The organism is Lysobacter sp. F60174L2, from assembly GCF_052547135.1.
In genome coordinates, this window is the sequence record NZ_JBQWRA010000001.1 from 619,905 (window position 1) to 646,507 (window position 26,603).

28 protein-coding genes are annotated in these 26,603 nt (G+C 62.7%); 17 read left to right on the forward strand and 11 right to left on the reverse strand.

Going from position 1 to position 26,603, the window contains the following annotated elements; translation table 11 throughout:
* The first annotated feature begins 39 nt into the window (after window positions 1-39).
* The 5 genes from ACT9AS_RS02725 to ACT9AS_RS02745 all read left to right on the forward strand — a co-directional run bounded on the left by ACT9AS_RS02725 (window position 40) and on the right by ACT9AS_RS02745 (window position 5,768).
* Window positions 40-480: a hypothetical protein gene (locus ACT9AS_RS02725; protein WP_445098580.1), complete on the forward strand. Its 441-nt coding sequence runs from the start codon at window positions 40-42 to the stop codon at window positions 478-480.
* 124 nt (window positions 481-604) lie between these two features.
* Window positions 605-1,309 (forward strand): hypothetical protein, encoded by a 705-nt coding sequence (locus ACT9AS_RS02730; RefSeq protein WP_445098581.1) that lies wholly within the window; start codon window positions 605-607, stop codon window positions 1,307-1,309.
* 404 nt (window positions 1,310-1,713) lie between these two features.
* A complete protein-coding gene (locus tag ACT9AS_RS02735) occupies window positions 1,714-1,932 on the forward strand; it encodes a hypothetical protein (protein ID WP_445098582.1) in 219 nt (72 codons plus the stop codon).
* Window positions 1,904-2,818 (forward strand): SDH family Clp fold serine proteinase, encoded by a 915-nt coding sequence (locus ACT9AS_RS02740; protein WP_445098583.1) that lies wholly within the window; start codon window positions 1,904-1,906, stop codon window positions 2,816-2,818. The genes ACT9AS_RS02735 and ACT9AS_RS02740 overlap by 29 nt, the downstream gene beginning before the upstream one ends.
* 2,092 nt (window positions 2,819-4,910) lie before the next feature.
* The gene (locus tag ACT9AS_RS02745; RefSeq protein WP_445098584.1) at window positions 4,911-5,768 is read left to right on the forward strand and encodes a hypothetical protein; all 858 of its coding nucleotides are present in this window, start codon (window positions 4,911-4,913) and stop codon (window positions 5,766-5,768) included.
* A gap of 61 nt (window positions 5,769-5,829) precedes the next feature.
* Here ACT9AS_RS02745 and ACT9AS_RS02750 read toward each other — a convergent pair whose 3' ends face one another.
* A complete protein-coding gene (locus ACT9AS_RS02750; RefSeq protein WP_445098585.1) occupies window positions 5,830-6,732 on the reverse strand; it encodes an SOS response-associated peptidase family protein in 903 nt (300 codons plus the stop codon).
* 30 nt (window positions 6,733-6,762) lie between these two features.
* Window positions 6,763-7,014, reverse strand: coding sequence for a hypothetical protein (locus ACT9AS_RS02755; protein WP_445098586.1), 252 nt, complete (start codon window positions 7,012-7,014; stop codon window positions 6,763-6,765).
* Window positions 7,015-7,102: 88 nt separating this feature from the next.
* On the opposite strand from ACT9AS_RS02755, the gene ACT9AS_RS02760 reads away from it, so the two are divergent.
* The 3 genes from ACT9AS_RS02760 (at window position 7,103) to ACT9AS_RS02770 (ending at window position 8,569) form a co-directional block, all read left to right on the forward strand.
* Entirely contained in the window at window positions 7,103-7,345 is a 243-nt protein-coding gene (locus ACT9AS_RS02760; protein ID WP_445098587.1) for a hypothetical protein, read from the forward strand.
* Window positions 7,346-7,521: 176 nt separating this feature from the next.
* On the forward strand, window positions 7,522-7,752 hold the full coding sequence (locus tag ACT9AS_RS02765; RefSeq protein WP_445098588.1) for a hypothetical protein: 231 nt from the start codon (window positions 7,522-7,524) through the stop codon (window positions 7,750-7,752).
* Between the two features lie 43 nt (window positions 7,753-7,795).
* Window positions 7,796-8,569 (forward strand): hypothetical protein, encoded by a 774-nt coding sequence (locus tag ACT9AS_RS02770; RefSeq protein ID WP_445098589.1) that lies wholly within the window; start codon window positions 7,796-7,798, stop codon window positions 8,567-8,569.
* 113 nt (window positions 8,570-8,682) lie between these two features.
* Here ACT9AS_RS02770 and ACT9AS_RS02775 read toward each other — a convergent pair whose 3' ends face one another.
* The 6 genes from ACT9AS_RS02775 to ACT9AS_RS02800 all read right to left on the reverse strand — a co-directional run bounded on the left by ACT9AS_RS02775 (window position 8,683) and on the right by ACT9AS_RS02800 (window position 13,598).
* Window positions 8,683-9,456 carry an abortive infection system antitoxin AbiGi family protein gene (locus tag ACT9AS_RS02775; protein ID WP_445098590.1) on the reverse strand — a complete coding sequence of 258 codons (774 nt, stop codon included), beginning with the start codon at window positions 9,454-9,456 and terminating at the stop codon, window positions 8,683-8,685.
* A 5-nt stretch (window positions 9,457-9,461) separates the two neighbouring features.
* Complete coding sequence (locus ACT9AS_RS02780) at window positions 9,462-10,214, reverse strand: hypothetical protein (RefSeq protein ID WP_445098591.1); 753 nt, start codon at window positions 10,212-10,214, stop codon at window positions 9,462-9,464.
* Window positions 10,215-11,343: 1,129 nt separating this feature from the next.
* Complete coding sequence (locus ACT9AS_RS02785) at window positions 11,344-11,883, reverse strand: beta-lactamase hydrolase domain-containing protein (protein ID WP_445098592.1); 540 nt, start codon at window positions 11,881-11,883, stop codon at window positions 11,344-11,346.
* A 10-nt stretch (window positions 11,884-11,893) separates the two neighbouring features.
* A complete protein-coding gene (locus ACT9AS_RS02790) occupies window positions 11,894-12,310 on the reverse strand; it encodes a DUF6691 family protein (protein ID WP_036210671.1) in 417 nt (138 codons plus the stop codon).
* Window positions 12,311-12,312: 2 nt separating this feature from the next.
* The gene (locus ACT9AS_RS02795; protein WP_445098593.1) at window positions 12,313-12,729 is read right to left on the reverse strand and encodes a YeeE/YedE thiosulfate transporter family protein; all 417 of its coding nucleotides are present in this window, start codon (window positions 12,727-12,729) and stop codon (window positions 12,313-12,315) included.
* Window positions 12,726-13,598: an MBL fold metallo-hydrolase gene (locus ACT9AS_RS02800; protein WP_445098594.1), complete on the reverse strand. Its 873-nt coding sequence runs from the start codon at window positions 13,596-13,598 to the stop codon at window positions 12,726-12,728. The genes ACT9AS_RS02795 and ACT9AS_RS02800 overlap by 4 nt, the downstream gene beginning before the upstream one ends.
* Window positions 13,599-13,715: 117 nt before the next feature.
* Between ACT9AS_RS02800 and ACT9AS_RS02805 the strand changes: the two genes are divergently transcribed.
* Genes ACT9AS_RS02805 through ACT9AS_RS02820 form a run of 4 tightly spaced genes read left to right on the forward strand, consistent with a single transcriptional unit; the run spans window position 13,716 to window position 16,050 of the window.
* Window positions 13,716-14,030 carry a metalloregulator ArsR/SmtB family transcription factor gene (locus ACT9AS_RS02805; protein WP_445098595.1) on the forward strand — a complete coding sequence of 105 codons (315 nt, stop codon included), beginning with the start codon at window positions 13,716-13,718 and terminating at the stop codon, window positions 14,028-14,030.
* Entirely contained in the window at window positions 14,027-14,812 is a 786-nt protein-coding gene (locus ACT9AS_RS02810; RefSeq protein WP_445098596.1) for a TSUP family transporter, read from the forward strand. Before ACT9AS_RS02805 ends, ACT9AS_RS02810 begins: the two co-directional genes overlap by 4 nt.
* A gap of 36 nt (window positions 14,813-14,848) precedes the next feature.
* Window positions 14,849-15,289 (forward strand): fused DSP-PTPase phosphatase/NAD kinase-like protein, encoded by a 441-nt coding sequence (locus ACT9AS_RS02815; protein ID WP_445098597.1) that lies wholly within the window; start codon window positions 14,849-14,851, stop codon window positions 15,287-15,289.
* On the forward strand, window positions 15,286-16,050 hold the full coding sequence (locus tag ACT9AS_RS02820; RefSeq protein ID WP_445098598.1) for an MBL fold metallo-hydrolase: 765 nt from the start codon (window positions 15,286-15,288) through the stop codon (window positions 16,048-16,050). The genes ACT9AS_RS02815 and ACT9AS_RS02820 overlap by 4 nt, the downstream gene beginning before the upstream one ends.
* A gap of 39 nt (window positions 16,051-16,089) precedes the next feature.
* Here ACT9AS_RS02820 and ACT9AS_RS02825 read toward each other — a convergent pair whose 3' ends face one another.
* Together ACT9AS_RS02825 and ACT9AS_RS02830 are read right to left on the reverse strand one after the other, a co-directional pair.
* Entirely contained in the window at window positions 16,090-17,418 is a 1,329-nt protein-coding gene (locus ACT9AS_RS02825; RefSeq protein ID WP_036210689.1) for an ATP-binding protein, read from the reverse strand.
* Entirely contained in the window at window positions 17,415-18,080 is a 666-nt protein-coding gene (locus ACT9AS_RS02830) for a response regulator (protein ID WP_445098599.1), read from the reverse strand. The genes ACT9AS_RS02825 and ACT9AS_RS02830 overlap by 4 nt, the downstream gene beginning before the upstream one ends.
* Window positions 18,081-18,235: 155 nt before the next feature.
* On the opposite strand from ACT9AS_RS02830, the gene dsbD reads away from it, so the two are divergent.
* The 5 genes from dsbD to ACT9AS_RS02855 all read left to right on the forward strand — a co-directional run bounded on the left by dsbD (window position 18,236) and on the right by ACT9AS_RS02855 (window position 25,461).
* Entirely contained in the window at window positions 18,236-20,188 is a 1,953-nt protein-coding gene (dsbD, locus tag ACT9AS_RS02835) for a protein-disulfide reductase DsbD (RefSeq protein WP_445098600.1), read from the forward strand.
* Window positions 20,188-21,039, forward strand: coding sequence for a prolipoprotein diacylglyceryl transferase family protein (locus ACT9AS_RS02840; protein ID WP_445098601.1), 852 nt, complete (start codon window positions 20,188-20,190; stop codon window positions 21,037-21,039). The genes dsbD and ACT9AS_RS02840 overlap by 1 nt, the downstream gene beginning before the upstream one ends.
* Entirely contained in the window at window positions 21,039-21,869 is an 831-nt protein-coding gene (gene dsbG / locus ACT9AS_RS02845) for a thiol:disulfide interchange protein DsbG (protein WP_036210695.1), read from the forward strand. Before ACT9AS_RS02840 ends, dsbG begins: the two co-directional genes overlap by 1 nt.
* Complete coding sequence (locus tag ACT9AS_RS02850; RefSeq protein WP_052101370.1) at window positions 21,869-22,417, forward strand: DsrE family protein; 549 nt, start codon at window positions 21,869-21,871, stop codon at window positions 22,415-22,417. Before dsbG ends, ACT9AS_RS02850 begins: the two co-directional genes overlap by 1 nt.
* Window positions 22,418-22,806: 389 nt before the next feature.
* Complete coding sequence (locus ACT9AS_RS02855) at window positions 22,807-25,461, forward strand: TrlF family AAA-like ATPase (RefSeq protein WP_445098602.1); 2,655 nt, start codon at window positions 22,807-22,809, stop codon at window positions 25,459-25,461.
* A 372-nt stretch (window positions 25,462-25,833) separates the two neighbouring features.
* Here the strand turns inward: ACT9AS_RS02855 and istB are convergent, their stop codons facing one another.
* On the reverse strand, window positions 25,834-26,583 hold the full coding sequence (gene istB, locus ACT9AS_RS02860; protein ID WP_445098603.1) for an IS21-like element helper ATPase IstB: 750 nt from the start codon (window positions 26,581-26,583) through the stop codon (window positions 25,834-25,836).
* Between the last annotated feature and the right edge of the window lie 20 nt (window positions 26,584-26,603).

The window sequence follows — 26,603 nt, forward strand, 5'->3', positions numbered from 1 at the left end:
GTAGCCTTCGGCGCTACGACAACCACCGGGTCCGCCGCCATGAACCTCCGTACGATCCTGCTGTCCCCCGTCCTGGTCGCCGGGCTGCTGGCGGTCGCATCGCCGGCACGCGCCGACGACCTCATCGACTGCGAGCTCGAGTTCGACCTGTCGGGCTGGTCGGTGTTCTACAAGACCGGCTCGGGCAGCGGCACGGTCACCTGCGACAACGGCCAGAGCATGCCGGTGAAGATCCAGACCAAGGGCGGTGGCCTGAGTTTCGGCAAGACCCGCATCGAGAACGGACTCGGCGAGTTTTCCGGCATCCACGACATCGAGGATGTCCTCGGTACCTATGCCACCGCCGAGGCCCACGCCAGCGCGGGCAAGTCGGCCAAGGCCCAGGTCATGACCAAGGGCGAGGTGTCCCTCGCGCTGGCGGGCAAGGGCGAAGGCTGGAGCCTTGGGGTGGCGTTCGGCAAGTTCGTGATCTCGCGCTGACCCTCGGATGCGGCGCGCCCGAGGTCTCTTGCTGAACGGTCCGCGGTCGGGTTCGGCAGGTATTCACCGCGCCCGCGTGACGATGGCGATGTAACCCATGGCGGCACCGCACGCAGGAGAGACCATGTCAGGCCCCACCCCCGATCAACGCATGCCCAACGCGCGCCTGCTCAAGAGCCGGGTGTTCGCATTCGCCGCCGCGATTGCCGCACTCACCGGCACCGGCAACGTCGCCGCGCAGGATTTCAGTTTCGGCTGGAACCCGCGCAGTGGCGACATCTGGATCGACACCCAGCTGGATGACGTCAACCGCTACGGCAGCCGTTACCGCCAGCCGTTCGTCGACGAGATGGTGCGCTACTACGGCGCGCCGCGGGAGCTGGTCAGCACCCTGCTGGTGGAGCGCAACTGGGCGCCGGGCGACGTCTACTACGCCTGCGCGATCGCCCAGATCCTCGGCCGGCCGTGCCGCTACGTGGTCGACATCTGGGAGCGCGACCACGGGCAGGGCTGGGGCAACGTCGCCAGGCAACTTGGCATCAAGCCCGGTTCGGCCGAATTCCACCGGCTCAAGCGCGGTTTCGTGCCGACCTACGACCGCTGGGCCCGCCCCATCCAGATCGACGAGGATCTGTACCGCGATTATCCCGACCGTGCCCGCAAGATCCGTTCGCGCGACGAGGCGAAGCGCGGCAACGAAAAACGGCATGCCGACAATGGACGTGGCAACAACGGCAATGGCAACAATGGCAACGGCAAGGCCAGTCGCGGCAAGAAGGCCGGCGACAAGGGGAACAACGGGAACGGAAAGGCGCGCGGCGACCACTAGCCTTTCGGAGGCTGCGGCCATCAACAGCGGTTCACCCGTCGCGATGTCCGTTGGTTAGACCTGCCGGCACCCAGCGGCGAGAATGGCGTGTCCGGATACCGGCCCGTTCCCTGCGATTCCCATGAGTCTTTCCCCGTCCACCACCGGCTCTCCACCGATCGATCCCGACGCGCTGCGCCTGTCGGTCGCCCCGATGATGGACTGGGCGGAAATCCTGTAATTTCAATGCCATACAAGTCACTGGTGCGACATTGATCCACATGCGTCCCAGAATTCACTCGCAATTCGTGTCAGAGTTGCTATATACAGAACAGCTTATAGGGACGTGTGGCCGGTGCTTGGCCGCTTTACGTAGTACTAGGGGGACGTCCCTAAAGCGCCACTTACGACGAGAGGGGTCCAAGATGAGCGCTCAGATGACACTGGCGGAAATCAATGAAGTCTTCGTGGCGTTGGGAGTCAATCCTATCGAGCGAGACATGCGTGAGCTCAGAGATTTGATGGCGCCAGCGGCGTATAGAGGTAGTCACGGCATTGTCTATCGGACAGTGTTGGCAAATGGCACGGGGAAGCTGCCAAACACGGAACGAATGCATGCCGAACTGGAACGAGACGCTATCTGAACTACAGGCCAACTCGAAGGGGCCTCATGATCGGCTGAGACTCAAGTACCTGAGGCTGCTGAAGAAGCACACAGGTAGAAATGTTCTTGTCTACTACTCTGGGTGGCTTCAGAAGGGCGGTATGCAGGGCGTTGACTTTGGGATCAATGACGCCGACAAGATCGGATTCATGACGTGCTCCAAGGGCCTCGATCGAGCGAAGGGGCTTGATCTCTTGTTGCACACGCCAGGTGGTGATGTCGCGGCAACCGAATCGATCATCGATTATTTGCACTCACTATACGATGGCGACTTGCGCGCTATCGTGCCCCAGATTTCGATGTCAGGCGGGACTTTGATGGCGGTCTCCTGCAAGGAGATCCTCATGGGTCGGCAGTCCAGTATCGGACCTGTCGATCCGCAAATTCAGGGAATGCCCGCGCAAGGCATCGTCGAGGAGTTCAGACGTGCAGTTGGCGAGGTCCAAGCCAATCCTGCAGCTATCCCGGTGTGGCAACCGATCATTAGCAAGTACTGGCCAACCCTGCTCACCTCATGCGAGCACGCGATAAACTGGTCGGATGAGCTGCTACGCGGCTACCTAAAGAGCTGCATGCTGGCGGAGGATGAGGAAGCCACTCGCGAGGACAAGCTCAACCAGATTGCAAATCTACTCGGAAAGCAGTCGACGTCTAAGAGTCACAATCGCCATATAAATCCTCAGCGCGCCCGCGAGCTCGGCCTCAACATCAGGAATCTTGAGGATGACCATCGTTTACAGGACCTGGTGCTGACTCTGCATCACGCCCTGATCTTGACCTTTTCGCAGACCGCGGCAGTGAAAATCATTGAAAACCACAAGGGGATCGCACACGTAACCGCTGCCCAAGCGGTGCAATCTGTGTAGCTTCCAATCCTTAGAGTAGAAATCAGCCAAATCTGGGAGACGGCAAGCGTGCTCCTAGGCTGCCTTGCCTGCCCGCAGTTCATCCCACCAATCTGCAACATCTCTGGTGTCGAACACCTCAGACGTTCGCGCTGGGAGTTGCCGCGCGGCCAGCTTGTTACGCATCGTTTTTATCGTTGTACTTGGGAAGAAGTCTTGTCGAACTTCGTCCAACGTCATGGTGGCCCCATGGCGACCAAACAACATCCAGAACGTGGATAGATCTTTTGCACTCATTGCACACACTCACATCAATTATGTGCAAAAGATATGTCCTGTCTCACGTCGTTTACGGCTCGATTCGGGACACTTTGGGCTTTAGCAGGCTGAGCCGGGACAACCAAGTGGGCGAGACCGTTGCTACGCGGAGTACGGGGCTAGGCGCACCATTGAGTTCGCTGGCGACTTCGATCGTGTGGAAAGCTCCTGATGGAGCGATCCGACGAACATTGCGGTGGGCCGGTCCGACTCGAGGCACTGTCACGCCTCGGCCGAATGCATCCACCGCCGGATGACAGATGGACATTTCCGCAACCGGAAGCTCAGCGAAGGGTGATGAAGGGTCGGGATTCGGGTCCGGCGCCGTAATCCACGCTTCGCCAGCGCCTGGGAAGAGGAAATCCAAAAAGGCGTCTTCGCAATGCGCAAACGCGAGACGCCACGCCCGCAACTCGGCGTCACTTGATGTCTCATACACCTCTTCGGTGCGGTCGAACCTAGTTCGAAGCAGGTAGCCGTCGGCTGATACTGCTATTTCACATAGACCGTCGTCCATCTGGAGTAGATCGCGGGGAATCGCTAGGGATCCGAACAGCCTTCCTAGTAGGTCTGTAGTTCGATCCTTAGTGTGTGCATAGCCAGCCCGAAGTCGCGGCAGCTCGATCCTTTTTAATGCGCGTGATGACATGACCACCGCGACGTACTGCTGCAGCCTTTCGGCGTGTGGACGGTATAGACCTGCACCTTTGAGCATGGCCCCGTACCAGTACAGGAAGGTCCTCGCGCGATCTCGGCTCCTAGCGCCCGATTTGGCCCAAGGATTTGAGCCTCCTCCCACGTGGGAACTGCAAAACTCGGCGCTCAGTCCGGCGCGAATCGAACTCCCTTGGCTCGGTGCGCTAGATCCGTGAGGACCGGCCACGCAGAGCAGGCCATCTCGGGTCCGGGTATGGATCCAGGAGTAAATCTCGGACGGCTGATGGCAGTAGGCGCAATAATCATTGCCAGTCATTGTGGTGCGGGTTCTGGCAACCTCCGATTCTGTCTTCTCGTTGTTCAGACCTCTTGCGGACCTTCTAACTTGAGGGACGCGCTTTAAGAAGAACAACAATGCCATCAGCACGTTGCATGCAGCGTCCAAAGCATTCGGAGCGTTGATGTCTTCGACAGCGAGATCGCGAGTCATCCGGACCTGCTTTCTCAGAGAGAATATTGCTTCACTCTCCAATGCTGCGCACCTGGAGATCAACGCAGGATCGGCGGCGCCGGCCAGCGTTTCAAGAAGACTCGGCGCCAGCAAAAGGGATGCCCGCAGTTTGATCGCATCACGGCGGACCCCATGGAGGTTCGCATGGACCCAGACCGTAAGTGAGTCAACCGCAATCCGGAGTGATGAAGGAATGTGCCCGCCGATCTGCAGCTCATGCTGGAGATCTCCCAACGCAATGCCTATTGCGCGAGTTCGCTTTGACTGTGTCCCGTTTTGAGCCATAGCTGATGCGGCGATCCACCTAACGTCGCTGACATGAAGGCAAACGAAGGTAGACATTCATGACACGAGTTGCAACGGCGGCTTCCCACCGTAGCGAGCTGACAGACGAGTGGAAAAGGGATCTCGAACAGCTCCCGGTGATCCTCACGTACAGCCACCTAAGCGACCTACTCGGGCGGTCGGTCGGCGCATTGCGACATGCGGTGTGCGCTCCAAAAACACCAGCCGACGAGTTACTTAGGCGCGCTCGCGTGCCGATGGGGCGACGTACCTACTTCAAACGCTCCATGGTGGCTCAGATGCTGGCCGAGGCTGAGGCCGCTGGTCGAGATGGAGCCTGAGATGACAACGGAGAACCATGACCCGTCAGAGATTGTGATCGAGCACAATGTCCCCGACATCGCCACGGTCAACCTGCAGTTGCTTCGCAGAAACGACGTATCGTATCGAGCCAAAGGCTTCATTGCGGTGCTGATGTCCCACTCGAGTGGGTACAAGATCAGTATGCGCAACTTAGTTCACCAGTCGAGCGATGGTCGGGATGCCACCTACGCCGCTCTGAAAGAAGCAAAACGTCTCGGCTATGTGGACGTGCGTCGGGTGCGCGACAACAAGGGACGGTTCACCCGGGTCGTGTGGACTGTCCATTGGCACCCTGTCGTAGCCGACCGTGCGTTGCAGTCGCGCTCGCAATCCGCTCCTTGCAATGGTGCGGCGCTCCAAGGGCAAGGGGATAGGGCCCACATCCTGAAATCCCGGAGTACGGTAGTGCCGGAGCGAATACAGCAAGCTGTAGAAGTTAAAGAAGTACTACAGGGTGGCACTCCGCTCGAGTGGGACAGCAGCATTCCTGTAGCCGCCAGAGAAGCCTTGGAGCCGCTCCTCCAACAACTTCCCGGCCCACAGGCTCAACAGGTCGCCGACGAAGTGGCAGGGCGTTTGCAGACACACGCCGTTCGTGGCTCTGTGACACGGTACGCACGCAGTATCGTCCAACGAGCACTCGCGGGGCAGTTCGTACCAAGCGCCGGCGTGGGTATCGCTGAACTTAGGGCGCGTCGGGTTCAAGAAGCCGCCGCAGCACGGGAGCGGCAACAATCAACGCAAGAGCACCGACGGCGCGTCGCCAAGCAGCGCGCCGATCCTGAAACGCAGCGGCGAGTTAGCGAAATGATCGAGAGCTTGAAGGTGACGATGTAGATGGGATCGAGCGTGCAGCCCCCGCCGGAAGCGGTCGGTCCTTTTGATCTCTGGGTTAGGATCAGGCGGCCTTGCGATGCTCGTAGTACGGGTGCTGCTTATCGTCGAAGATCGCGTACAGCGCTTCCAGCTCACCCGCCTTGGGGTTCAGCCAAGCGTCGACGTGCTCGGGCTTGATGTTGATGATGGTCCGGTCGTGCCCGGCCGCGGCCACCTCCGGTTCGGGGTCGTCGGTGATCGCAGCGAATGACAGCAGTTCGTCGTTACCGGCAGACCAACGCGACCAAAGGCAGGCGATCAGCATTGGTTCGCCAGATCGGGGAGCGAACTCCAGCACGGCATTGCCCTCCGGCGTCTCGACGTTCTCGTAGAAACGGTCCGCAATCATCACCGCGTGGGAGTGGCTGAAGAGCGGCTTCCAGAAGCCTTCGAGGCTATCGCGCCGAGCGTTGTAGGTGCCGGGGAACTTGCGGTCGTAGAACTCCGGCTTGCCCGCCGGCCGGCATTGGTAGCGCATGGGCTTGATCACGCGCCCGCCATCCTCCCAGACCATCACCGGGGCATACATGCCCGGGTAGATTCGCGAATCGCGCGGCTGGTCATCGGTACGCTTCAGGTTGGTCAGGCGTTCCTTGATCTGCTCGATCTTGTTGCCGGCGATGCGCTGGTCGTTCTCCGCCTTTTTCGTGACCTTGGTTTGAAGCGTGCGTTCGGCGTCGGCCAGTCGCTTCTTTTGTTTGAACAGTTCCTGCTCAAGGCCCGCGACCTCGGCGCCGTGGATCTCGCGCACGAGGTCCGCGATCTCGCCGGCCTTGAATGCCACGTCCATGGCCTTGGGGGTCTTGAGCTTGTCGCCCTGGCGTTTGCGCACGTAGAGGTCGTGGAAGGTACGGATGTCGATGTTGGCACCGTAGTGGCGAACGTACTTTTCGTAGTCCGCCCAGACCTGAGCCGAGTAACACATGGAAACCTCCTGCAGGCTGCTGGCCCGAGTCTACGTCTGGCGCTCCGAGGCATCCATGTAGCCCAGCTCGATCAGGATCTCGTCGATCGCCTGATGTGCGCCTTCGACCGCGTCGTCGCTGATCGCCGCAGCGGCATCGACGATGTCGTCCGCTTCGCCGCAGAACGCGGGCATGAAGTCGGCCGGATCCGGATTCGCGGTCCTCAGCTCCACGGCGTGGTGACGGAGCGTGTCGATCTGCTGGCGGACGCCAGCCCAACTGGTTGATGGGGTGTCGGTCATGGTGAGCGGCCGCGCGGTTTCTGAGGTAGGGAGCATGCTCCACCGCGGCGTTCTCAGCCCGTGAGATTCCCGGCGCTACCGTGTAGCCATGCTCCCCGAAGGCTTCGACTGGCGGCCCTACATCGACGGTCCTGCGCTCTATGCAGGCGACCGGATGTTGGCCGTACTGTCCCGCCTCACCGGCGGTTGGCGCATCGACTTCGTGCTTGACCGTCGCAGCGAGTTTTTCGCCAGCAAGGCTTCAGCGATTCGCTATGTCACCGCTTGGGCGTGCAAGTGGGAGACCCAGATTCGAAAGGAAGTCGCCGCACCGATAGTTCGGGGTTGGTAGGAAAACCCTGACCCTGCGGCGCGGCCTCGACCGACTGCTCCAACATGGCGCCGCCGGCAAGCTATGCCTGCCCCGGCGCTAGGCCACCACTAAAACTGCAGGTAACGCAGCGGAGTCCGGTCGAACGGAATCGAAAGACTGCGCCGGGGCGTCCCTCAAATCCGAAGGTCGCCGGCATGAAGTATCGCGTCGAGTTGCGAGAGAAGGACCAGTGCGGCGACCTGATCGCCAGTCCGGCCGTGAACACGCGCCACCCAACGCTCTACCGCGCTTGGACCGCCGCGATGGTGGACGCTAAGGACAGCTCAACCACGCTGGGCGTGTTGGTCTGCATCCGAGTCTTCGACCAGTTCGAACAGCTCGCCGTCACAGGACGAGCGGCACCGCGCCTAAGATCGTCTTCCTAGGAAGCACAACATCCGGCACCAATGCCCTGCTTTAGAGGTTCAGATGCCCATTCCAGACAACTTGATTCGCCTCGGCGATGGCGAACGCCAGCTTCAATCGAAGGCTTACGAGTGGGCGACCAACAACTCGGACCTGTCGGCCCACTTAGACATCACCGAGCGGGCTATGGACCTTTTGGATGTCCTGGCGCGAGGACAGGTGGAAGTAGACGACGATGGTCGCGCCATCCAACACATCGGCATCCGGGCGTTCAATGGGTTCGCGACTGCTTGGCAGCTGATGTCGACCGGCTACTTCCAGGTCGCCGCGATGGTGCAACGAGACCTAATTGAGACCATCTCGCTCGCGAACTATTTTCATCACTTCCCTGAGCAACTGAAGATCTGGCGAAGTGCGGACCGCAAGCAGCTAGTCCGGGACTTCGGCCCGGCGCAGGTGCGCAAAGCTCTGGACGCCCAGGCCGCCATCGGGAAGTCGCGGCGCGAGGCTATCTACTTCAAATTTTGTTCCCTCGCAGCCCACGCCTGCGTCGAAGGTTTCGCTATGCTCCGCCCAGCAGGAATGGACAGCCATGTCGGCCCGTTCATGGACCACCCTGCGTTGAGGGCGCTTCTGGAAGAGCAAGGTCAGCTCGCCGCCCAAGCCGGCTTAGCATTCGCTGGCTACCTTGACCAGTCAACGCCACTCGCAAATGGCGTCACCCATCGCTTCATGGCGGGGGTCATGAGCTACGGTAACCAATTCCTAGGCATGACCTACACCCCGGAAGATTTCGCGGACATTGACCGCATTTATGGCGCGCTGGTTAGCTCCTAGTCACTAGCTCAGCATCCCGTGCCCATGGGCTCCTGTTTGGTTGAACGGGGCTTTCCGGCGCAGGAGAATCTATTGAAGATCTCTCGCTGCTGTGAGCCAAAGCGGAGACTTCTTTAAGGTTGCACGGCCGCGGTGTGCTGCGCTTGTCGCTTGATGCTGGCGATTCGGACTTGGCCGAGTGAGTAGCGTCCCCCGTCCCGAACACCTTTGATGATTTCCACTAGTTCGTCGTGGTATTTCGGTGGCGCAACGATCTCTTCAAGGCATAGAGCAAGCTGCAGGTTTCCGAACTTGCGCCACTCTCGCTCCATATAGAAGTTCTCCGGATGCCCATCCGGAAGATCGACATTCCAGAACTTCAGGAAGGCTTGCAGGTCGCGTGCGATCAAATGAGCAGCTTCGTCCGCGGCGTCTTGCGCGTCCACCGCAGGGGAGCCCACCACTCGGGTCTTCGGCGACAAACTGCTGGGAAAGAAGCTATCCAGCCCGCTAAGCACTGTTTTCACGTTGTTTCCGAACCGTTTGCCCCAATTTCCATGGGCCCGGTCCGAGACCGGAATGTAGATCACCGGACGAGCGCCCCATTGGGCGACTACAGATCGACGTAAACCCAAGCCAAACTTGCCATAACGCCTGGCATGAAACCAAAGCTGATCGCGTGGAATGTCACAGAAGCAGACGACGGACTGCTCCGCTGGCTCGCCATCGATGATTGGCCGATCGGGGTCACGACTTATCCTTGCCCCACCTCTAGCGCCAGCTACCTCGCAGGTGCGCAGTTCCATCGATCTGAGGATTGCGCAGAGTGTCTCGAAGTTGTCATGGTCTGCTTCCGGTCGACCCCGCCCTACGAGATGGTAAAGGGTGTTGCTGACGAAGTTCTGCATTTGAATCAAGAGCCCGTGTGAGAGTGCGCAAGCCGCTTACGCTGCAACTCCACCACGGCAGAAGCCATTCCAAACACAGTCCAAACGGCGCGGGAGTAGGAAGCCACAACCCCGGCGAGTAGTAACGCCACCAAAGCGAACGCTACAGCCATTGTTACGCTTGGGGAGGGTGCCGAAAACGCGAGCTGGAACAAAAGGAGCGCAACGCCCCAACAGCTTGCTGGGAGAAACCACAGTACCGTAAGTCTCCGACCGCATATCTTCTCCGAAGAGGTCAGGATCCGATCGCAGGCATCAAGATCGCCAAGGCCGGCCGAAGCTAGCAGTTCGCACCTGTGGGCAACTGCGCGAACTGAGGCGGGCTTGATGTGTAGAAATGCCAGTCGGCTGGGGTGCGTCAGGGTAAACAGCCCTGTTAACGCGGTGAGTGTCAGGAAGTAGTGGCGCGACTGCTCCGCTCCGTCCGCGCTGCTGACTTCAAGGCCAAAGATAAATACCGCCACCACAACCGCGAGCACGATCCATATCACTGTCGCCTGCATTACTCCATCTGCACCGGCGGCCACGAAGAACGGGCGCCGCAGCCACTCGCCCAGCCCCGATGAGCCATCGGGGATCGGGATCCGGACGTAGTGCTTCTCGGCTACAGCTAGCAACTCTTGGGCAATCTCCGTGGGGAGGATCTCGTCGTAACCGTAAGGCGGTCCCTCAGTAGGCGCCCCGGCGACAGCATCTGCGGGTGGAATTGATCGGCTCATGGGGAGTGAGCATAGCCGTGATGCCTTCGGAACTCCCTCGGGTAGCTCCAGCTCGGAAGAAAAACACGACGTCCTTTAGCCGCCACTAGCTGACACTCCCCTATGCTTCCCGAAGGCAGAGCAGGCGGAACCCGCACTCAGCACGGTCTGAACGCTTGCCCTGATTAGCCTAGGGCTTGGGGGGAAGCGGGCACCGGCTAGCCAGCGGACTGATCAGTCGCGACCCAAACAGTGACGCACTGGCGTGGGCGCCTCACGCGGCCTCGGTTTCGCACTAATTCGCACGAATTCGCACGAATTCGCAGTGTAAGAAGACGCCAAGAAGCGAATTCGCGCGAATTCGCGCGGAATCGTGCGATCAGACAGGCTTGGAAGTGCGCTGAACGTCCGACCGGCAGCGAGTTGCATCTTTTCGCCCAAAGAGAGAGGGCAAGATGTGCATTGTAGGCCCACACGTTGTGTGCCCCCATTGCCAAGCCTTACTCGCACTTCGTGCTCAACTGATCTTGCTCTGCGAGGCTTACACCGCTCCGCTGGCCCAATCTTGACAGCGGTAGTCGAAGAGGGGCCAGCAGTAGCCGCTCGTTACGCAATATCTTGACTACGTCCGCTTTCGGCCATAAGCGGACCTCGCCGTCGCCAGGGGTGCGGAGCATCTGATACCTGCGCAACGAGTTCAGAACGCGCGCAGAATTCGTGGACGCAGCGGAAACAGGCACGTGATTGCCGCCAGCCTTCTGCGGCACCGTGGCGTCGTGCGCCGGCACGCCGATCAGGAGTGCGGGATGATCGACACGGCCTATCGCCTGGAAGCCGCTACATCCGCAGACGAATGATCGGATCGCCCAGCGAGCCCTGAGTCACGTTGCCGCTTGCGCGCAAGGTGAGCGCGCCGACGTCGACCGCCGCCTCGACTCACTCGACCGGGAGTGGGACGTCGAGCGTGTAATCGAACTGGAGGCGGCGATGACCATCGGTGGCGCCGCTTTCGGACCCGCCGTCAAATCGATGAAGAGCGTTTCGCACTGCAGGCGCTGCGTGGCGACTTCGATAGGCCTGCAGACAGCGCGATCGCTTACCGGATCATGGACGCAGTGCGGCACTGACCGGGCGCGGCACGCAGCGGTCGTTAGCCCGGGACTTTGCTCCTGTCCCGGGAAGCGCCCGCCTCGATCCTGCGGCGCACCTCTTCCTCAAGACCCTTGAGCCCCCAGGCCTTCCCGGTTGCGATAGCCTCATCGATCTTCTTCCCATCCACCCATGCGGCCCGAAGCGCCGCCATCGCGCCGACACGGTTGCCGCTTGCACAGTGCACGAGCACCGGTCGCTCCGCGTCGCGGACAAGGGCGTCGAACGACATCACGTTCTCACGGGTGAGATCCAATGCGCCGCGTAGCGGCAGGTTGGAGTACAGAAGGCCGGCCGCACGGACGGCTGCCGCCTCGTCGAAATCCGGCGTCTCCGCATCCGGAGTGAGGTCGATCACGTGGCGGATGCCGGCCTCGCGCACACGTGCGATGTCGTCGGCAGCCAGCCGACCCGCCGACACGATGCCCGGCGCCGGCGACACCGCATCCGCCACGGCCGGCAGTGCAGTCGGATGGGTGGCGAAGGCGCAACCGGGGCCTGCGAGCGCAACGACAAGGCAGAACAATGGAATGGACTTCATGGCGTAACCCTCAGGCGCGATTGACGAGACGGTGCAACAGGATGCCCGCCAACATGGCCGGGATGAACCACAGTGCTTCGATTGAGCCGATGCCGAGGCCGGCAAGCGCGGGGCCGGGGCAGTAGCCGGCAATGCCCCAGCCGATCCCGAACAATGCCGCACCGCCGAGCAGCCTGCGGTCGACGTGCTTCAGGTTCGACAGCTGGAACGTATCGGCGAGCACCGGGCTGCCGCGGCGCAGCACAAAGCGGAACAGCAGCGTGGTGGTGGCGACGGCGCCGCCGAGCACGAACATCAGCGTCGGGTCGAAATCGCCGAATACGTCGAGGAAGCCGAGCACGATGCGGGGGTCAGTCATGCCCGACATCGCCAATCCCAGACCAAACAGGGCCCCCGACAGCAGCGCGGCGAGTAAAAACTTCTTCATCATCAACTCCAGACGTGGCGCACAAGGAAGGTGGTGACGATGGCCGTGGCCATGAAGGTCAGGACGGCCGCAAGCGAGCGCATGGACAGTCGGCCGAGCCCACACACGCCGTGGCCGCTCGTGCAGCCGTTGCCCATGCGCGTGCCGAAGCCCACCAGCAGCCCAGCGACTACCAGCCCGACGCGCGAATAGTCCGTCCGCGGCAGTGGTGCACCGGGCACGAGTGCCATGTACAGGCCCGCGGCGACGATCAAGCCCAGGAAAAACATGGCGCGCCACGACACATCACCTGCCTTCGGGAACAGAACGCCGTTGAGGATGCCGCTGACGCCCGCGACCCGTCCGTTGAGCCACAGCAACAAGGTCGCGGACAGGCCGATCAACACTCCGCCTGCCAGGGCGATCATCCACGTGGTCATGCCTCACCTCCCAATTGGTTCAGGGGCAGCCGCAGGTAGCGGATGCCGTTCGCGTCCGTCGGCGGCAGCTCGCCCGCGCGAATGTTCACCTGCAACGCCGGCAGAATCAGCTTGGGCGCCGCCAGTCTGGCATCACGTTCGGTCCTCATCTGCACGAACGTCTCCTCATCCGCCCCGCCGCCAACGTGCACATTGCGCTGCTTCTGCTCGTCGAGCGAGCTCTGCGCATGCGCCTCGCGCCCGGCCGGCGGGTAGTCGTGGCACAGGAACAGGCGGGTGTCGGCTGGCAGATCGAACAAGGTGCGGATCGACCGGTAGAGTTTGCGCGCGTCGCCTCCTGGGAAGTCCACTCTCGCGGTTCCCGTTTCAGGGGCAAACACCGTATCTCCCACGAACGCGGCGTCACCAACGAGATAGGTAAGACTGTCGTCGGTGTGACCGGGTGTCGCGATCGCACGCGTTTTGAGCTCCCCGATGGCGAACATGTCTCCATCGGCGAACAGCTGATCGAACTGACGGCCGTCGGTGGCGAACTCCGGCTCCAGGCCGTACAGCGCCTTGAAGCGCTCCTGCACCTGGGTGATACCGCGACCAATCGCGACCTTCGCGCCGGTTTCGCGCTTGAGGTATGCCGCGGACGTCAGGTGATCGGCATGCGCATGGGTTTCAAGGATCCAGTCCACGATCAGCGCATGGTCGCGCACGAACGCGAGCACGCGGTCGGCCGCGGCCGTCGAGGTGCGGGCACTCGCGGGATCGTAGTCGAGCACCGGGTCGACGATGGCGGCATGGCCGCCGTCACGATCGTAGACCACGTAGGTGAAGGTGAACGTGGCCGGGTCGTAAAAGCTCTGGACCTGCGGATTCATCTTACAGCTCCTTGCTCTGTAATTTAGGTACTGCTAAATTAGATTCGTCACCTATCCTTGTCAAGAACTTACTAAACTACATCCGCCATGGCCCGTTCATCAAAGAAGATACGTCCGATGCCCTCGCCCGAGCAGATGGCGCAGCATGCCAATGAAGCGGCCGCACTGTTGAAGGCACTGGCCCATCCGGCACGCCTGCTCGTGCTGTGCCAGCTGGTCGAGGGCGAGGCTTCGGTAGGAGAGTTGCAGCCGATTACCGGGCTCAGCATGTCCGCCCTGTCGCAGCACCTGGCCGTACTGCGCGAGATGGAGCTCGTCACGACGCGTCGCGAGGCGCAGACCATCTACTACGCGCTAGCCGAGGGCCCTGCTGCAAGCGTGCTCGATACGCTATACGCCGCCTACTGTGGCAGCCAGGAGGCTGTCCAATGACCACGTTCCAGTTAGTGATGGGGGTCCTTTCCGGCGGCGTCGTCGGCTTCACGCTCGGGCTGGTCGGTGGCGGCGGCTCCATTCTCGCGGTGCCGCTCATGGTCTACCTCGTCGGGGTGCGCGACCCGCATGTGGCGATCGGCACCAGCGCGCTTGCGGTTGCGGCCAACGCACTTATCGGCCTGACCAACCATGCCCGCAAGCGCAACGTGAAGTGGCGTTGCGCCGCGGCGTTCGCTATCGCTGGCGTGCTGGGCGCGTGGTTCGGGGCGATGCTCGGCAAGACCATTGACGGGCAAAAGCTGCTCTCATTGTTCGCGCTGCTGATGCTCGTGGTCGCCGGCATGATGTTCCGCTCGCGCGGAAGCGAGGGGGATCCGGCGGTGGTGCTCAATCGCGGCAACGCGCCGAAGCTGCTGGGTTCGGGCGCGGTCACTGGGCTTCTGTCGGGTTTCTTCGGTATCGGCGGGGGCTTTCTGGTGGTACCGGGCCTGATCGCCTCGACCGGCATGCCGATCCTGTTCGCTGTCGGTTCATCTCTGCTCGCCGTTACCGCCTTCGGACTGACCACCGCATTGAGCTACGCGAGCTCCGGGCTGGTCGCCTGGTCGCTCGCGGTGGCGTTCGTCGGCGGCGGCGCGGTGGGTAGTCTGTTTGGCGCCCGCCTCGCCACACGCCTGGGCGACCGCAAGGGCGTGCTCAACACGGTGCTCGCCGGCCTGATCGTCATCGTCGCGGTGTACATGCTGTACCGCACCGCGAGTGAACTCGGCTGGATCTGAATTTCGTTCTTCCCCGCAAACGTTCCGGAGGCTCCCATGAACACATCCTGGCGCTTCGCTGAAGATCACTACGCCGGTGGGCAGCCCACGCCTGCGCATCTGGCCGAACTCGTGCGCGAGGGCGTGCGCACGGTTATCAACCTGCGGGCCCCGGACGAGCCCGCGGAATATGACGAAGCCGCCGAGGCCGCCCGGCTCGGCCTGAACTACGTGTCGCTGCCGATCGCCGGCGCCGCCGATCTCGACCGAGCCCGGGTGCGCGAGTTCGGCCAGACGCTGGACGATGCGCGCCGCGAAGGCGGGGTCCTGATCCATTGCGGGAGTTCCAACCGCGTGGGCGCGATGATCGCGCTTGACGCGACACTCAATCGCGGCTGCTCGCTGGAAGCGGCGCTCAAACGCGGCCGTGAGGCCGGTCTGGCGACGCTGGAGCCGGCCGTAGTGGCGCTCGCGGAAAAAGAAGGAGCCCGGTCATGATCGGTCCCGCCACCATCTTCCGCCAGCTATTCGAGCCGGTGTCTTCGACCTACACCTATCTGATCGCCTGCCCCGAAACGCGCGAAGCCGCCCTTGTGGATCCGGTGATGCCCGCTTGGCAGCGCGACCTGCAGGTAGTCAACGAGCTCGGTCTGAAGCTCGTCATGACGATTGACACGCACATTCATGCGGATCACATCACGTCGGCGTCGATGCTCCGGCGGGAGGTAGGCAGCCGCATCGCTAATCCCGCGCTCGATGCACTGTCCTGTACCGACGTGCCGATGGAAGACGGCGTCCCCCTGCAGGTCGGCGGCGTGCGCATAGACCCGATGCATACGCCCGGCCACACCGACAACCACTTCGCGTTGGTGATGAATGACCGCGTGTTCACCGGCGACGCGCTGCTGATCGACGGCTGCGGCCGTACGGACTTTCAGAGCGGCGACGCGCGTGCGCTGTACGAGAGCGTGCGCGGTCGGCTGTTCGGCCTGCCGGGCGAGACGCTCGTGTACCCGGCGCATGACTACCAGGGGCGGTGGGTATCGAGCATCGCGCAGGAGAAGCAGCGCAACCCGCGGGTCGGCGCCGAACGCACGCTCGAGGATTTCGTCGAGCTGATGGAAAACTTGAACCTGCCATACCCGAAGTTCATCGACTATGCCGTGCCGGGTAACAAGGCGTGCGGGCAGTGTCCTCCGGACCTGCCGGAGCACCTTCGCCAGTACTGTCAGGAAATGGCGGAAAGCCCCCAAGGTTAGCGAGGGTCGGGGGTTGGAGGCATTCCACGGCCGCCGAATCTAACCGTCCTGCCTCGGCAGGACGAGCTCCGCGACCGTCCCACCTCCGTCGCCGGGACGCAAGACCACGTACCCGCCATGACGCTCGGCGATTGCCTCGACGATCGTCAACCCCAACCCGCTGCCTCCTGCGCTGCCGGTCGCGCGTCCTCGCCAGAACCGTTGCGTCGCCTGCCGGTACTCGTCAGGTTCGAGACCAGCGCCACGATCGGTCAGACGGAACCGTACCGTGGTGGCATCGGCATCAGCAACAAGGTCTACGGCACTTCCCGGAGGCGAATAGCGCAACGCGTTGTCGACGAGGTTGCGCAACGCCGCCACGGACAGCGCGGGAGGCACCGCCGGCACCGCCTGACTACCGCTTCCAGCCACGACAACGACCCGGCCATTGGCCGCCGGACTGCTGGCCGCCACCGCCTGCTCCACCACCTGCGCGGCGGTGATCCACTGTCCGTCGTCGAACGGCAGCCGTCCTTCGACCCGCGCCAGCATCAGCAACTGGTCCAGCGTCGCACGCATACGCTGCACGCCTTCACCGGCATCGGCCAGCGCACGTCGTGAGTCCTCGCCACCAGTCAGCCGCGCAACCTGCAGGTGAGTGTCAATCGCAGTCAAGGGTGTGCGCAGTTCGTGCGCAGCATGGTTGGTGAAGCTGCGCTCGCGTGACACCGCGTCGGAAACGCGCTGCAGCAGGTGGTTGAGGGATTCGACCAACGGCCGGAGTTCGCCCGGCATTGGTTGCGCGTCGAGGGGCTCGTCGGCATCGGGTTGGCGCTGCGCTAGCGTGCGACGCAGCCGATCGAGCGGCGCGAGCGCACGGCCCGCGCCCAGCCACAACGCAAGCAAGCCACCCACCGCGGCAATCAGGAACGGCAGCCCGGCCGCCAGCGCGATCTGGCGGCTCAGTTCGGCACGCTCACCGAGACTGTCGGCAGTGGTAATGCTGTAACCATTCGCCTCCAGCGTGTAGGTACGCCACGCCGTACCCTCGATCTCACGCGTGCGATAGCCCGGCGCGTCGGTCGCCATCAGTGCGCTGGATGCGCCCTGGGTGGTGGCGATCACCTCCCCACGCAGCGAGCGTATCTGGCACGCCATCCCGCGACTGCCGGCAACGGTCACCGCATCAGCCGCCGCTACCGGCGAGGCGCCCACCAACGCGCCCTGCGCCAGCAGTCCGGACACCATGCGTGCCGACATCGCCAGCCGGTCGTCGAGGGTATGCTGCAGGTTGCGATCGAGGTCACGCAGCATCCACGCCGCCGCCACGCTCCACAGCACCGCCAAGGCGATGCCGATTGTCAGCACCAGGCGGAGTCGCAGGCTCATGGCTCGGCCCGGCCGAACCGATATCCGAGTCCGCGCACGGTTTGGATGACATCGGCACCGAGTTTCCGGCGCAGGTGATGGATGTGCACGTTGATCGCGTTGCTGCCGACCTCCTGTTCGAAACCGTACAGGCTGTCCTTGAGTTGTTCGCCGGACAGGCAACGCCCGCCCGCCTGCATCAGGCTGGCGAGCAGTGCGGTCTCGCGACGCGACAGATCGACGGGTTCGCCGTCGAGCCACGCTTGGCCACTGGCGGGATCCAGCGCCAGTGAACCGGCTTCGATCAGGTTCACGCTGCGGCCAGCGGCACGCCTCGACAAGGCGTGCAGCCGTGCCACTAGCTCGCCGAGATCGAACGGTTTGACCAGATAATCGTCGGCGCCGCCTTGCAGGCCGGCGATGCGATCTTCCACCGCATCGCGCGCGGTCAGCAGCAGTACCGGCAATTCATCACCGCTCTGGCGCATGCGCACCAGCAGCTGCATACCGTCCTCGTCGGGCAGCCCAAGGTCCAGCACCATCGCGTCGCAATGGGTCGTCTGTCGCGCGAGTTCGGCGTGCGCGACGCTCTCCACGCGATCGGCTGTGATGCCAAAAGCACGAAGACCGGAGACTATGCCCCGGGCGATCAATTCGTCGTCCTCAACGACCAGGATCCTCATTGATGCCAACCCCGGGAAACCAGATGCGCGCTGCACGCTAGCGCAGGGTACCCGGCGCCGCCACCGCCGGGTCATTGTTCAGCCTGGAGGGGGCCTTTAATCGTGACTTAATCGCGCACCTTCATCGTGACGGGCCTAGGTCTCCGGAGTACTGAATGATGCGGTTGCTGCGCCGGTTGTTGCTAAGCCTGTTGATGTTGCCGATGTTGGCCGTTCCCGTGGCCGCAATGGCGCAAGACTGGCTCGCGTCACCGAACGGGCAGCAGCCCGAGTTCCTCGAGGCCAGCGAGGTGTTCAGGGTCGAGGCAACGGCCGTGAAAGATGGCGCGACCCGGCTGAGAGGCACGATCGCGCCCGGCTATTACCTCTATCGACACCGCCTGAGCGTTGTTGTCGACGGCGGCAAGGCGTTGCCGCTGCAGTTGTCGAACGGCAAGGCGAAAACCGACGAGTTCTTCGGCCGCACCGAGGTCTATTACGACACCGTCGAAATCGTAGTCAATGGTGGCAACGCGCGCTCGGCGACGCTGCATTGGCAGGGCTGCGCCGATGCCGGCATCTGCTATCCGCCGCAGACCATGCGGGTCGATCTGCCATCGGTCGAGACGCCACCGGCAACCAAGGCCGCGCTGGACACCGCAGCGACGACACCGCCCTCGGAAAAGGTGACAGGCGACAGCGCCCCGCAGCCGCCCACCGCCCCCTCTGCGGCCTCCGTCGCACAAAACTCGGCCGACGTCGGCACATCATCCGTCACGGGCGCGATGGGGGAGGCCGTCCCCGCGCCTTCAGTTGCCGGCGAGGACCAGCGCTTCGCCAGCCGCCTCGCCGACGCCAGCCTGTTCGCGTCGGTCGCGGTGTTCTTCGGGATGGGGCTGCTGCTCGCGTTCACGCCGTGCACGCTACCTATGATCCCGATTGTGTCCAGCCTGATCGTTGGCGGACAGCCGACCACGCGGCGTGCGCTCGCCTTGTCGGTGGCCTACGTTCTGCCGATGGCGTTGACGTACGCCGCGCTCGGCGTGGCCGCCGGGATCGCCGGTGCCAACCTGCAGGCGGCCTTGCAGAACCCGTGGCTGTTGGGCGCGTTCGCGGCGGTGTTCGTGGTGCTTGCGCTGTCGATGTTCGGTGCATTCGAGCTGCAGTTGCCGGCGTGGCTCGGCAACCGCCTGGATCGCGCCGGTCGCCAGCAGCGCGGCGGCACGCTCGCTGGTGCCGCCGCGCTCGGGTTCCTGTCCGCGCTGCTGGTGGGACCGTGCATGACTGCGCCACTTGCCGGCGCGCTGCTCTACATCAGCCAGTCCGGCAGCGCGCTGACCGGCGGCTTGGCGCTGTTCGCGCTTGGGCTGGGCATGGGATTGCCCCTGCTCGCGATTGCGGTGTTCGGCGCACGCATCCTGCCGCGCCCCGGCGCGTGGATGAATCGCGTCAAGGCGGTCTTCGGCTACGTTCTGCTGGCGTTGGCGATATCGATGCTGGCGCGGGTGCTGGCATCGGCGACGGCGCTGGTGCTATGGGGCGCCTGGCTGCTCGGCGTGGCGGCGGGTTTCCTGGCCCTCGTCGCACCGCCCGGCAGCGGCCCGCTGCGCCTGTGGCTGCCGCGCTATTTTGCAGCCGCGTCGGCGGTCTGGGCACTGGCACTCATGATCGGCGGTGCCAGCGGCTCCGGCGACCCGTGGCGCCCCCTGGAACAACTCGGTGCCGGCGGTGCGAGTGCGCAGACAGCCGCGCCGACGGTCGCCTTCGTCGAAGCCAAGACGGCCGACGACCTGTCACGTCGCATCGCCGAAGCCGGTGCGCGAGGCCAATGGACGCTGGTCGATTTCTACGCCGACTGGTGCGTTTCCTGCCATGTCATCGAACGGGAAGTGTTCGGTGATCCGCAGGTGGCATCGATGCTCGCCGGCATGCAGGTCGTGAGGCCCGACGTCACCGCCAACGATGCAGCCGATCGGGCATTGATGAGGGCATGGCAGGTGGCCGGTCCGCCGACGTTGCTGCTCATCGGACCCGACGGCCAAGAACACCGCGCCGAGCGCACGGTGGGGGAAATCACCCCCGAAGCATTCCTGGCCCGCCTGCAGCGCGTCCAGCAAGGAGCGCAATGATGGTCAGTCTTGGCCCGTTTCCCATGTCCCTGGTGGTGCTGCTGGTCGCACTCGCGATTGCCGCACTGGTCGCCCGGCAGTTCGTTGTGCCCTTGCCCGGGCATCCCGCGATCAAGCCGCTTTCGACGTTCCTCGACATGCTGATGGTCGGCGTGCTCGCGGCGCGGCTAGCCTTCGTGCTCGCATGGTGGCCGCAGTACCTCGCGGATCCGTGGTCAATTGTCCGCATCGGCGACGGCGGCTTCTCGATCTGGGCGGGCGTGCTCGCGGGCCTCGCATTCGGCGCATGGCGAGCGCGAAACGCTCCCGCGCTGCGACGTCCGCTGCTGTTCGGTGCGATCGCAGGGCTGGCTTCCTGGGCCGTTCTCGGTGGCGCGCTGCTGTTGATGCAGCAGTCGGTGGTGAAACTGCCGGCGACCGAACTGAGCACGCTCGACGGCGGCAGCACGAAGCTTTCGGCGATGACCGGCGAGCCGATGGTCGTGAACCTGTGGGCGACGTGGTGCCCGCCGTGTCGCCGCGAAATGCCGGTCCTGGCCAAGGCGCAGGAAGAACGCGGCGACGTGACGTTCGTCTTCGTCAATCAGGGGGAATCCGAATCGGAGATCCGTGACTACCTGCGCGAGAGTCACCTGCAACTGAGCAATGTGCTGCTCGATCCCTTCTCTTCCGTAATGCAGGAGTCCGGCTCGCGCGGCCTGCCAACGACGCTGTTCTTCGATGCCGACGGCCGGCTTGTGGACACCCACATGGGCGAACTCTCGAATGCGAGCCTTGCCGTAAAGCTGCGGCGCTTCGGTGCTGCACCCTCATCGAGTCCCCCAACCCTTCCAACCAAGGAGGTGCCGTGATGGCACGAGTGAACCCCACTGCAATACTGCTTTCGTCTGCCCTGCTGCTCGCCACCGGTTGCAGTCAGGCCGCCGAGGAAAAGTCGGTTTCGACCGCACCGGCTGTCCCAACGAACGCCACCAGCAACCCGGCGGCTGAAAAGCCCGCGGTGATCGAAGCCATTGAAGCCCAGGGTTTCGAAGTGCTCGGCGAGTTCGACGCCCCATCGGGTCTTCGCGGCTTTGCAGGCGTCGCAGGCCATCAGCCCGTGGCGGTATACGCGACCAACGACGGCGAACATGCCGTCGTTGGCACGCTGATCAATGCACAAGGCGAGGACATCGGCGCCGAGGCGCTGCAGCGACTTGTCGCCGGTCCGATGTCGGCCCGCACCTGGGCACAGCTGGAGGCGAGCGAGTGGATCGCTGACGGCAAGGCCGATGCGCCCCGCGTGATCTACACGTTCAGCGATCCGAACTGCCCGTTCTGCAACAAGTTCTGGAGTGCGGCGCGGCCGTGGGTGGATTCGGGCAAGGTGCAACTGCGGCACATCATGGTCGGTGTGATCCGTCCCGACAGCGCCAACAAGGTTGCCACGATCATGACCGCCAGCTCGCCGTCGGAGGCGCTCCGTCGCAATGAAACCAGCTACAGCTCAGGCGGCATCAAGCCGGCGGCCTCCGTGCCCGCCAATGTGCGCGCCACCCTCGATGCGAACGAAAGACTGATGGTCCAGCTAGGGTTCCAAGGCACGCCGGGCATCCTGTTCCGCGACGACAACGGCACGGTCCAGCGCCGAGCTGGCATGCCGGCACCGGATGACCTGGCCACCGTGCTCGGACCGCGCTGATGCGGGGCGCATCGTTGCTGTTGGGCCTGGCGCTGGCGGGCATGACCCACTTCGCGCAGGCGGCGACGCCCGCGACGTCTCCCGCCCGCACCATCGCCATGCATGGCAAAGCGATCGTCCTGCCGGACGCCGCTCACCAACCGGACCCGAACATGCGCCAGCGGGCGGTGTTCAGCCTGACCGTGGCGCCGGCTTCACCCGCTGCGACGGATCCGGGCTTGGAGCGGGTCGCGCGCGCCGTCAACCTGCTCACGGCAAGCGGAGTGCCGAAGAAGCAGTTGGACTTCGTCGTGCTGCTCAGCGAAGGAGCAACGGATTCAGCGCTGACTGATCCCGCGTACCGCGCCCGCCACGGGGTCGCTAACCCGAACCTTGGGCTGATCGCGCAACTGTCGGCGGCCGGAGTGCAAATGTTCGTGTGCGGCCAGGCCTTGCACGCCCGGCAGCTGGACAGCAACTCGCTGGCACCTGGCATCGCGGTATCGCTTTCGGCGTTGACCAGCATCATCACGCTGCAACAGCAAGGTTTTGCGCTGGTTCCGCTGTGAGCCAGCAGCAGACACCGCTGGCTGCATCGGCTGTGCCCGGCGATGGTCTCCGGCCACCGATCGCGGTGCCGTCCGCAATAGGAGTTCGTCGGCAGTCACTCAGGGGGGCGTCGCCGGCTAGTTGCTCCAGGGTCGGCTCCTGGACCGCTTCTCGGAATGCGATCGGAGCGATGATCACGAGACCAGTCGGCCCCGAGGGAGACTTGAAGCTATCGATGTCCGCTTTGGGTCGATAGCTCTCGGCGCTGACCGGCCACAAGCGGGCGTTGCCGGTACCCAAGACCGCGCCAAATGCCGACCAAGAGGTCTCAGGCGCCTTATTCTATTCGCATGCACAATGTGAGGGCTGACAAAGCGCATAAAGCTGGGCGAGCGAGGGATACGAAGCAATGACCAATAACCTCACGTATGCGCGGTTCTGGCGCTGCGCTCTTCAGGTGAATCCTGTCGGCTACAACGGTACCTACAGAGGCGCCGATCACGGGCTGGATGAGGGCGGCTACAACCAAGCTCTGCTTCAAAAGTGCCTTGAGTTGGGTATCACGGTTGTCGGGTTGGCCGACCACGGCAGCGTGGCCAGCGTCGATGCCTTGCGTCAGGTGCTACAGCCGCACGGGATTGTGGTTTTTCCCGGCTTCGAGATCGCCTCGAATGACAAGACCCACTACGTCTGCCTGTTTTCCGAGGAAACGACCGGACAGCAACTCGAACGCTACCTGGGCAATCTAGACCTTCTTGACCCAACAGACGGTGTTCGTCCATCTCGATTGAGTTCCGAGCAGTTGATCGAGAAAGTCGATCAACTCGGAGGCTTCATCTACGCTGCGCACTGTACGTCGGACAGCGGCCTCCTGAAGAACCGGCTCAACCATGTGTGGAAGCTCCCCAAGCTGCGCGCGGCCCAAATACCGGGACCGATAGATGACTTGGCGGGGGTGGAAGGTGATTTCTACCGCAAGGCGCTGCTTAACAAGGATGACGCCTACCGGCGCGAGCGGCCCGTAGCAGTCATCAATGCCAAAGATGTTGCCAAACCGGAGGACCTGGAGCAGCCGGGGGCCACTTGTCTCATCAAGATGACACGGCCCAATTTCGCTGCATTCAAGGTCGCCTTCCTTGACCCAGGATCGCGCATCCGCCTGAACTCCCAGCAGGCCGAAAGTCCGATTGGCAAGGTGGTCCGCATGACTGTCACGGGCGGCTACCTTGATGGCGTCCGGGTCGATTTTTCCGACCATCTCAACACGGTGATCGGCGGCCGTGGAACGGGTAAGTCAACCTTGCTCGAATGCCTGCGCTTCGCCTTGGACTTGCCACCCAAAGGCAAACAGGCTCAGAAGCTCCACCAAGAGATCATCAAGGAGAACCTTGGTCGCTCGGCCGGTCGGGTTGAGCTGACAGTGGTGTCCTCTGACCAGAACGGCAAGCAGTACACCATCTCGCGCCGTCATGGCGAGCCGCCGATGGTGCGTGACATGGATGGCAATGTCTCCACCCTGCTTCCGCGCGACCTGCTGCCGGGCATCGACATTTATGGGCAGAACGAGATTTACGAGTTGGCCCAAGATGAAGCCAGCCGGGTGCAGTTGCTGGATCGCTTTCTTCCCCAAGACGGGGATTACGAGGCGAAGAGCGCCGACGTGCATAGGCGCTTGAACGACAACCAGCAGAAGCTCACGAAGTCCCTGACCGATCTTGATGAGCTGAATGCACAGGTTGAGCGCTTGCCTAAGCTGGAAGAGCAGCTTCGCGGTTTTGATGAGCTGGGGATCAAGGAGAAGCTGGCCAAGACCTCATTGCTTGCGCGCGAGCGAGAGATTGCCAAGACCGCGACCGAAGGCGTACAGAGTTTTCGCGACGCGCTTACAGACCTGCGTGACAGCTTTCCTGACCTTGATTTCATCAATGATGAGGCGCTTGAGGGCTTGCCTGACGCTGCCCAGTTGCTCGCCATGCGCACGACGCTGGATGGACTCAAGCAGGGGTTCTCCGGCCATCTGACCGCGATGCAGGTCTTGCTTGATGACAAGGCAGGACAGTTCACCACCCAGCATGATGCATGGCAGCAGGCGATTCAGGCGCACGATGTCGAGTTGGAGAAGGCGCTGCGCACGTTACCCGCCACTGCTGGAAAGAGCGGGCAGGAGGTCGGTGTTGCCTATCAGAAGTTGTTGGGGGAGATCGAGCGCATCAAGCCCATGAAGTCGCGGGCGACTACGCACGAGTCCCAGCGCGATACCTTGCGTCAGGAACGGCGCAACCTGTTGGCCGAGCTGTCTGATTTGCGTGCGCAACGCATACAGGCGTTGCAGAAGGCCGCGAAGAAGCTGAACAGACGACTTGAGGGCAAGCTCAAGGTGGAGATCGTGCCGGAGGCTGACCGCACGCCCTTGATGACCTTCCTGCTGGGTTGCAAGCTGGACGGTGTTGGCGAAAAGCGGCTTGCGTTCATTGAGGATGCTGAGACGATCAGTCCGCTGTCGCTGGCCCAGTCGATTCAGAAGGGGTCTGCCGACGTGCAACTCGATTGGGGCGTCACGCAGATGGTGGCCGACGCACTCACCAAGCTCCAGTCGTCTCAGCTCATGGAGTTGGAGGCCTTGGAGCTGGAGCATCGCGTGGACATCTTCTTGAATGTCGCGCACGGCCAAACCGATGCGGTATTCCGGCCGCTCAACAAGCTATCTACGGGTCAGCAGTGCACTGCAATCCTGCACATGCTGCTGCTTGAGAACGTTGATCCCCTTCTCATGGATCAGCCGGAGGACAACCTTGACAATGCCTTCATCGCAGATCGGATCGTCGCCGAGTTGAGGGAGGCAAAGACCAGTCGGCAGTTCTTGTTCGCCACACACAACGCGAACATTCCGGTGTTCGGTGATGCCGAGTGGATTGGCGTGTTCACGGCCGGTGAAAACCAAGGGCGTCTCGGGCTGGAAGCGCAAGGCTCGATTGACGTTCCCGTGATTCGGGATCAGGTGGCCAGCATTCTGGAAGGCGGGCGCGATGCCTTCATTCAGCGCAAAGAGAAGTACGAGTTTTGAGTGCTTGGCCCTGATCTCCCGTAATTTCGAGGCCACTGTGCAGCCCCATGCTGGCGGACCGTCTGCTTTGGGTCGGAAGCGGACGTCGACTGATGAGTGTCAGCGGACTCTTCACGGGCATCGCGGCCTACATTGCCCTGATTTCGCGTAACTTCGCAAAGATTCGCAGCACAACAGTGTGCTGTGAGGCAGCTATGTGCGAATTCGCGCAAATTCGCGCGAGATCCCTGTACTCAGCAGTACTGCCAAACGGCAATCACCTGATCACCCAGTGCCAAACTATCTGGTCACTGCCGCCGCACAAGCTGGACGGCGCCGCCACATCATCTGGTCAGCGGCGCCGAACAACTGGTCAGTAAGCCGAGCCAGTGATCAGCTAATTTGATCGTTAGTGCTTGTCTTGCGCTTTCGCATCGACTCGCCCTTGAGCACCAGCTTATGACTGCTGTGAATTAGCCGATCCAGGATTGCATCGGCTAACGCCGGATCGTTGATGAAGCCGTGCCAGTCCTTGACCGGCAGCTGACCCGCGACAAGAGTGGCGCCGGTTCCGACACGATCGTCCAGCACTTCGAGCAGATCGGCACGGCCGCGGTTGGTTAGCTGAGTCAGGCCGAAGTCGTCCAGGATCAGCAACTGCACCTTGGCCAGTTGGTTACGCAGCTTCATCAGCGAGCCGTCGACGTGGGCGATTTCCATTTCCTCGAGCAAACGTCCAACCCGCTTGTAGGCGACGGTAAGACCCATGCGCGCCGCCTGCACGCCCAGACTGCAGGCGAGCCAAGTCTTGCCGGTACCAGTGTGGCCCGTGACCAGTACGTTCTGTTGGCGCTCGATCCACCCGCAGGTCAGTAGATCGCCCATCACCGAGCGATCCAGGCCACGACCCGGGCGATAGTCGATAGCTTCGGGTTCGGCGTTGACCTTGAGGCGGGCATTCTTGAGCAGACGCCGCAGCCGTTTGCCGTCTCGGTGGCTGCTTTCGGCATCGACAAGGTGTCCCAGCCTCTGTTCGAATGCCAACTCGGTATAGGTCGTTTGGTTGAGTTGTTGTTCCAGCCCTTCCAGCATTCCGCTTAGGCGCAGGTCGCGCAGTCCGTCCATCGTGTTTTGCAGGGTCATGGCTAAGGTCCTCGTGGTGG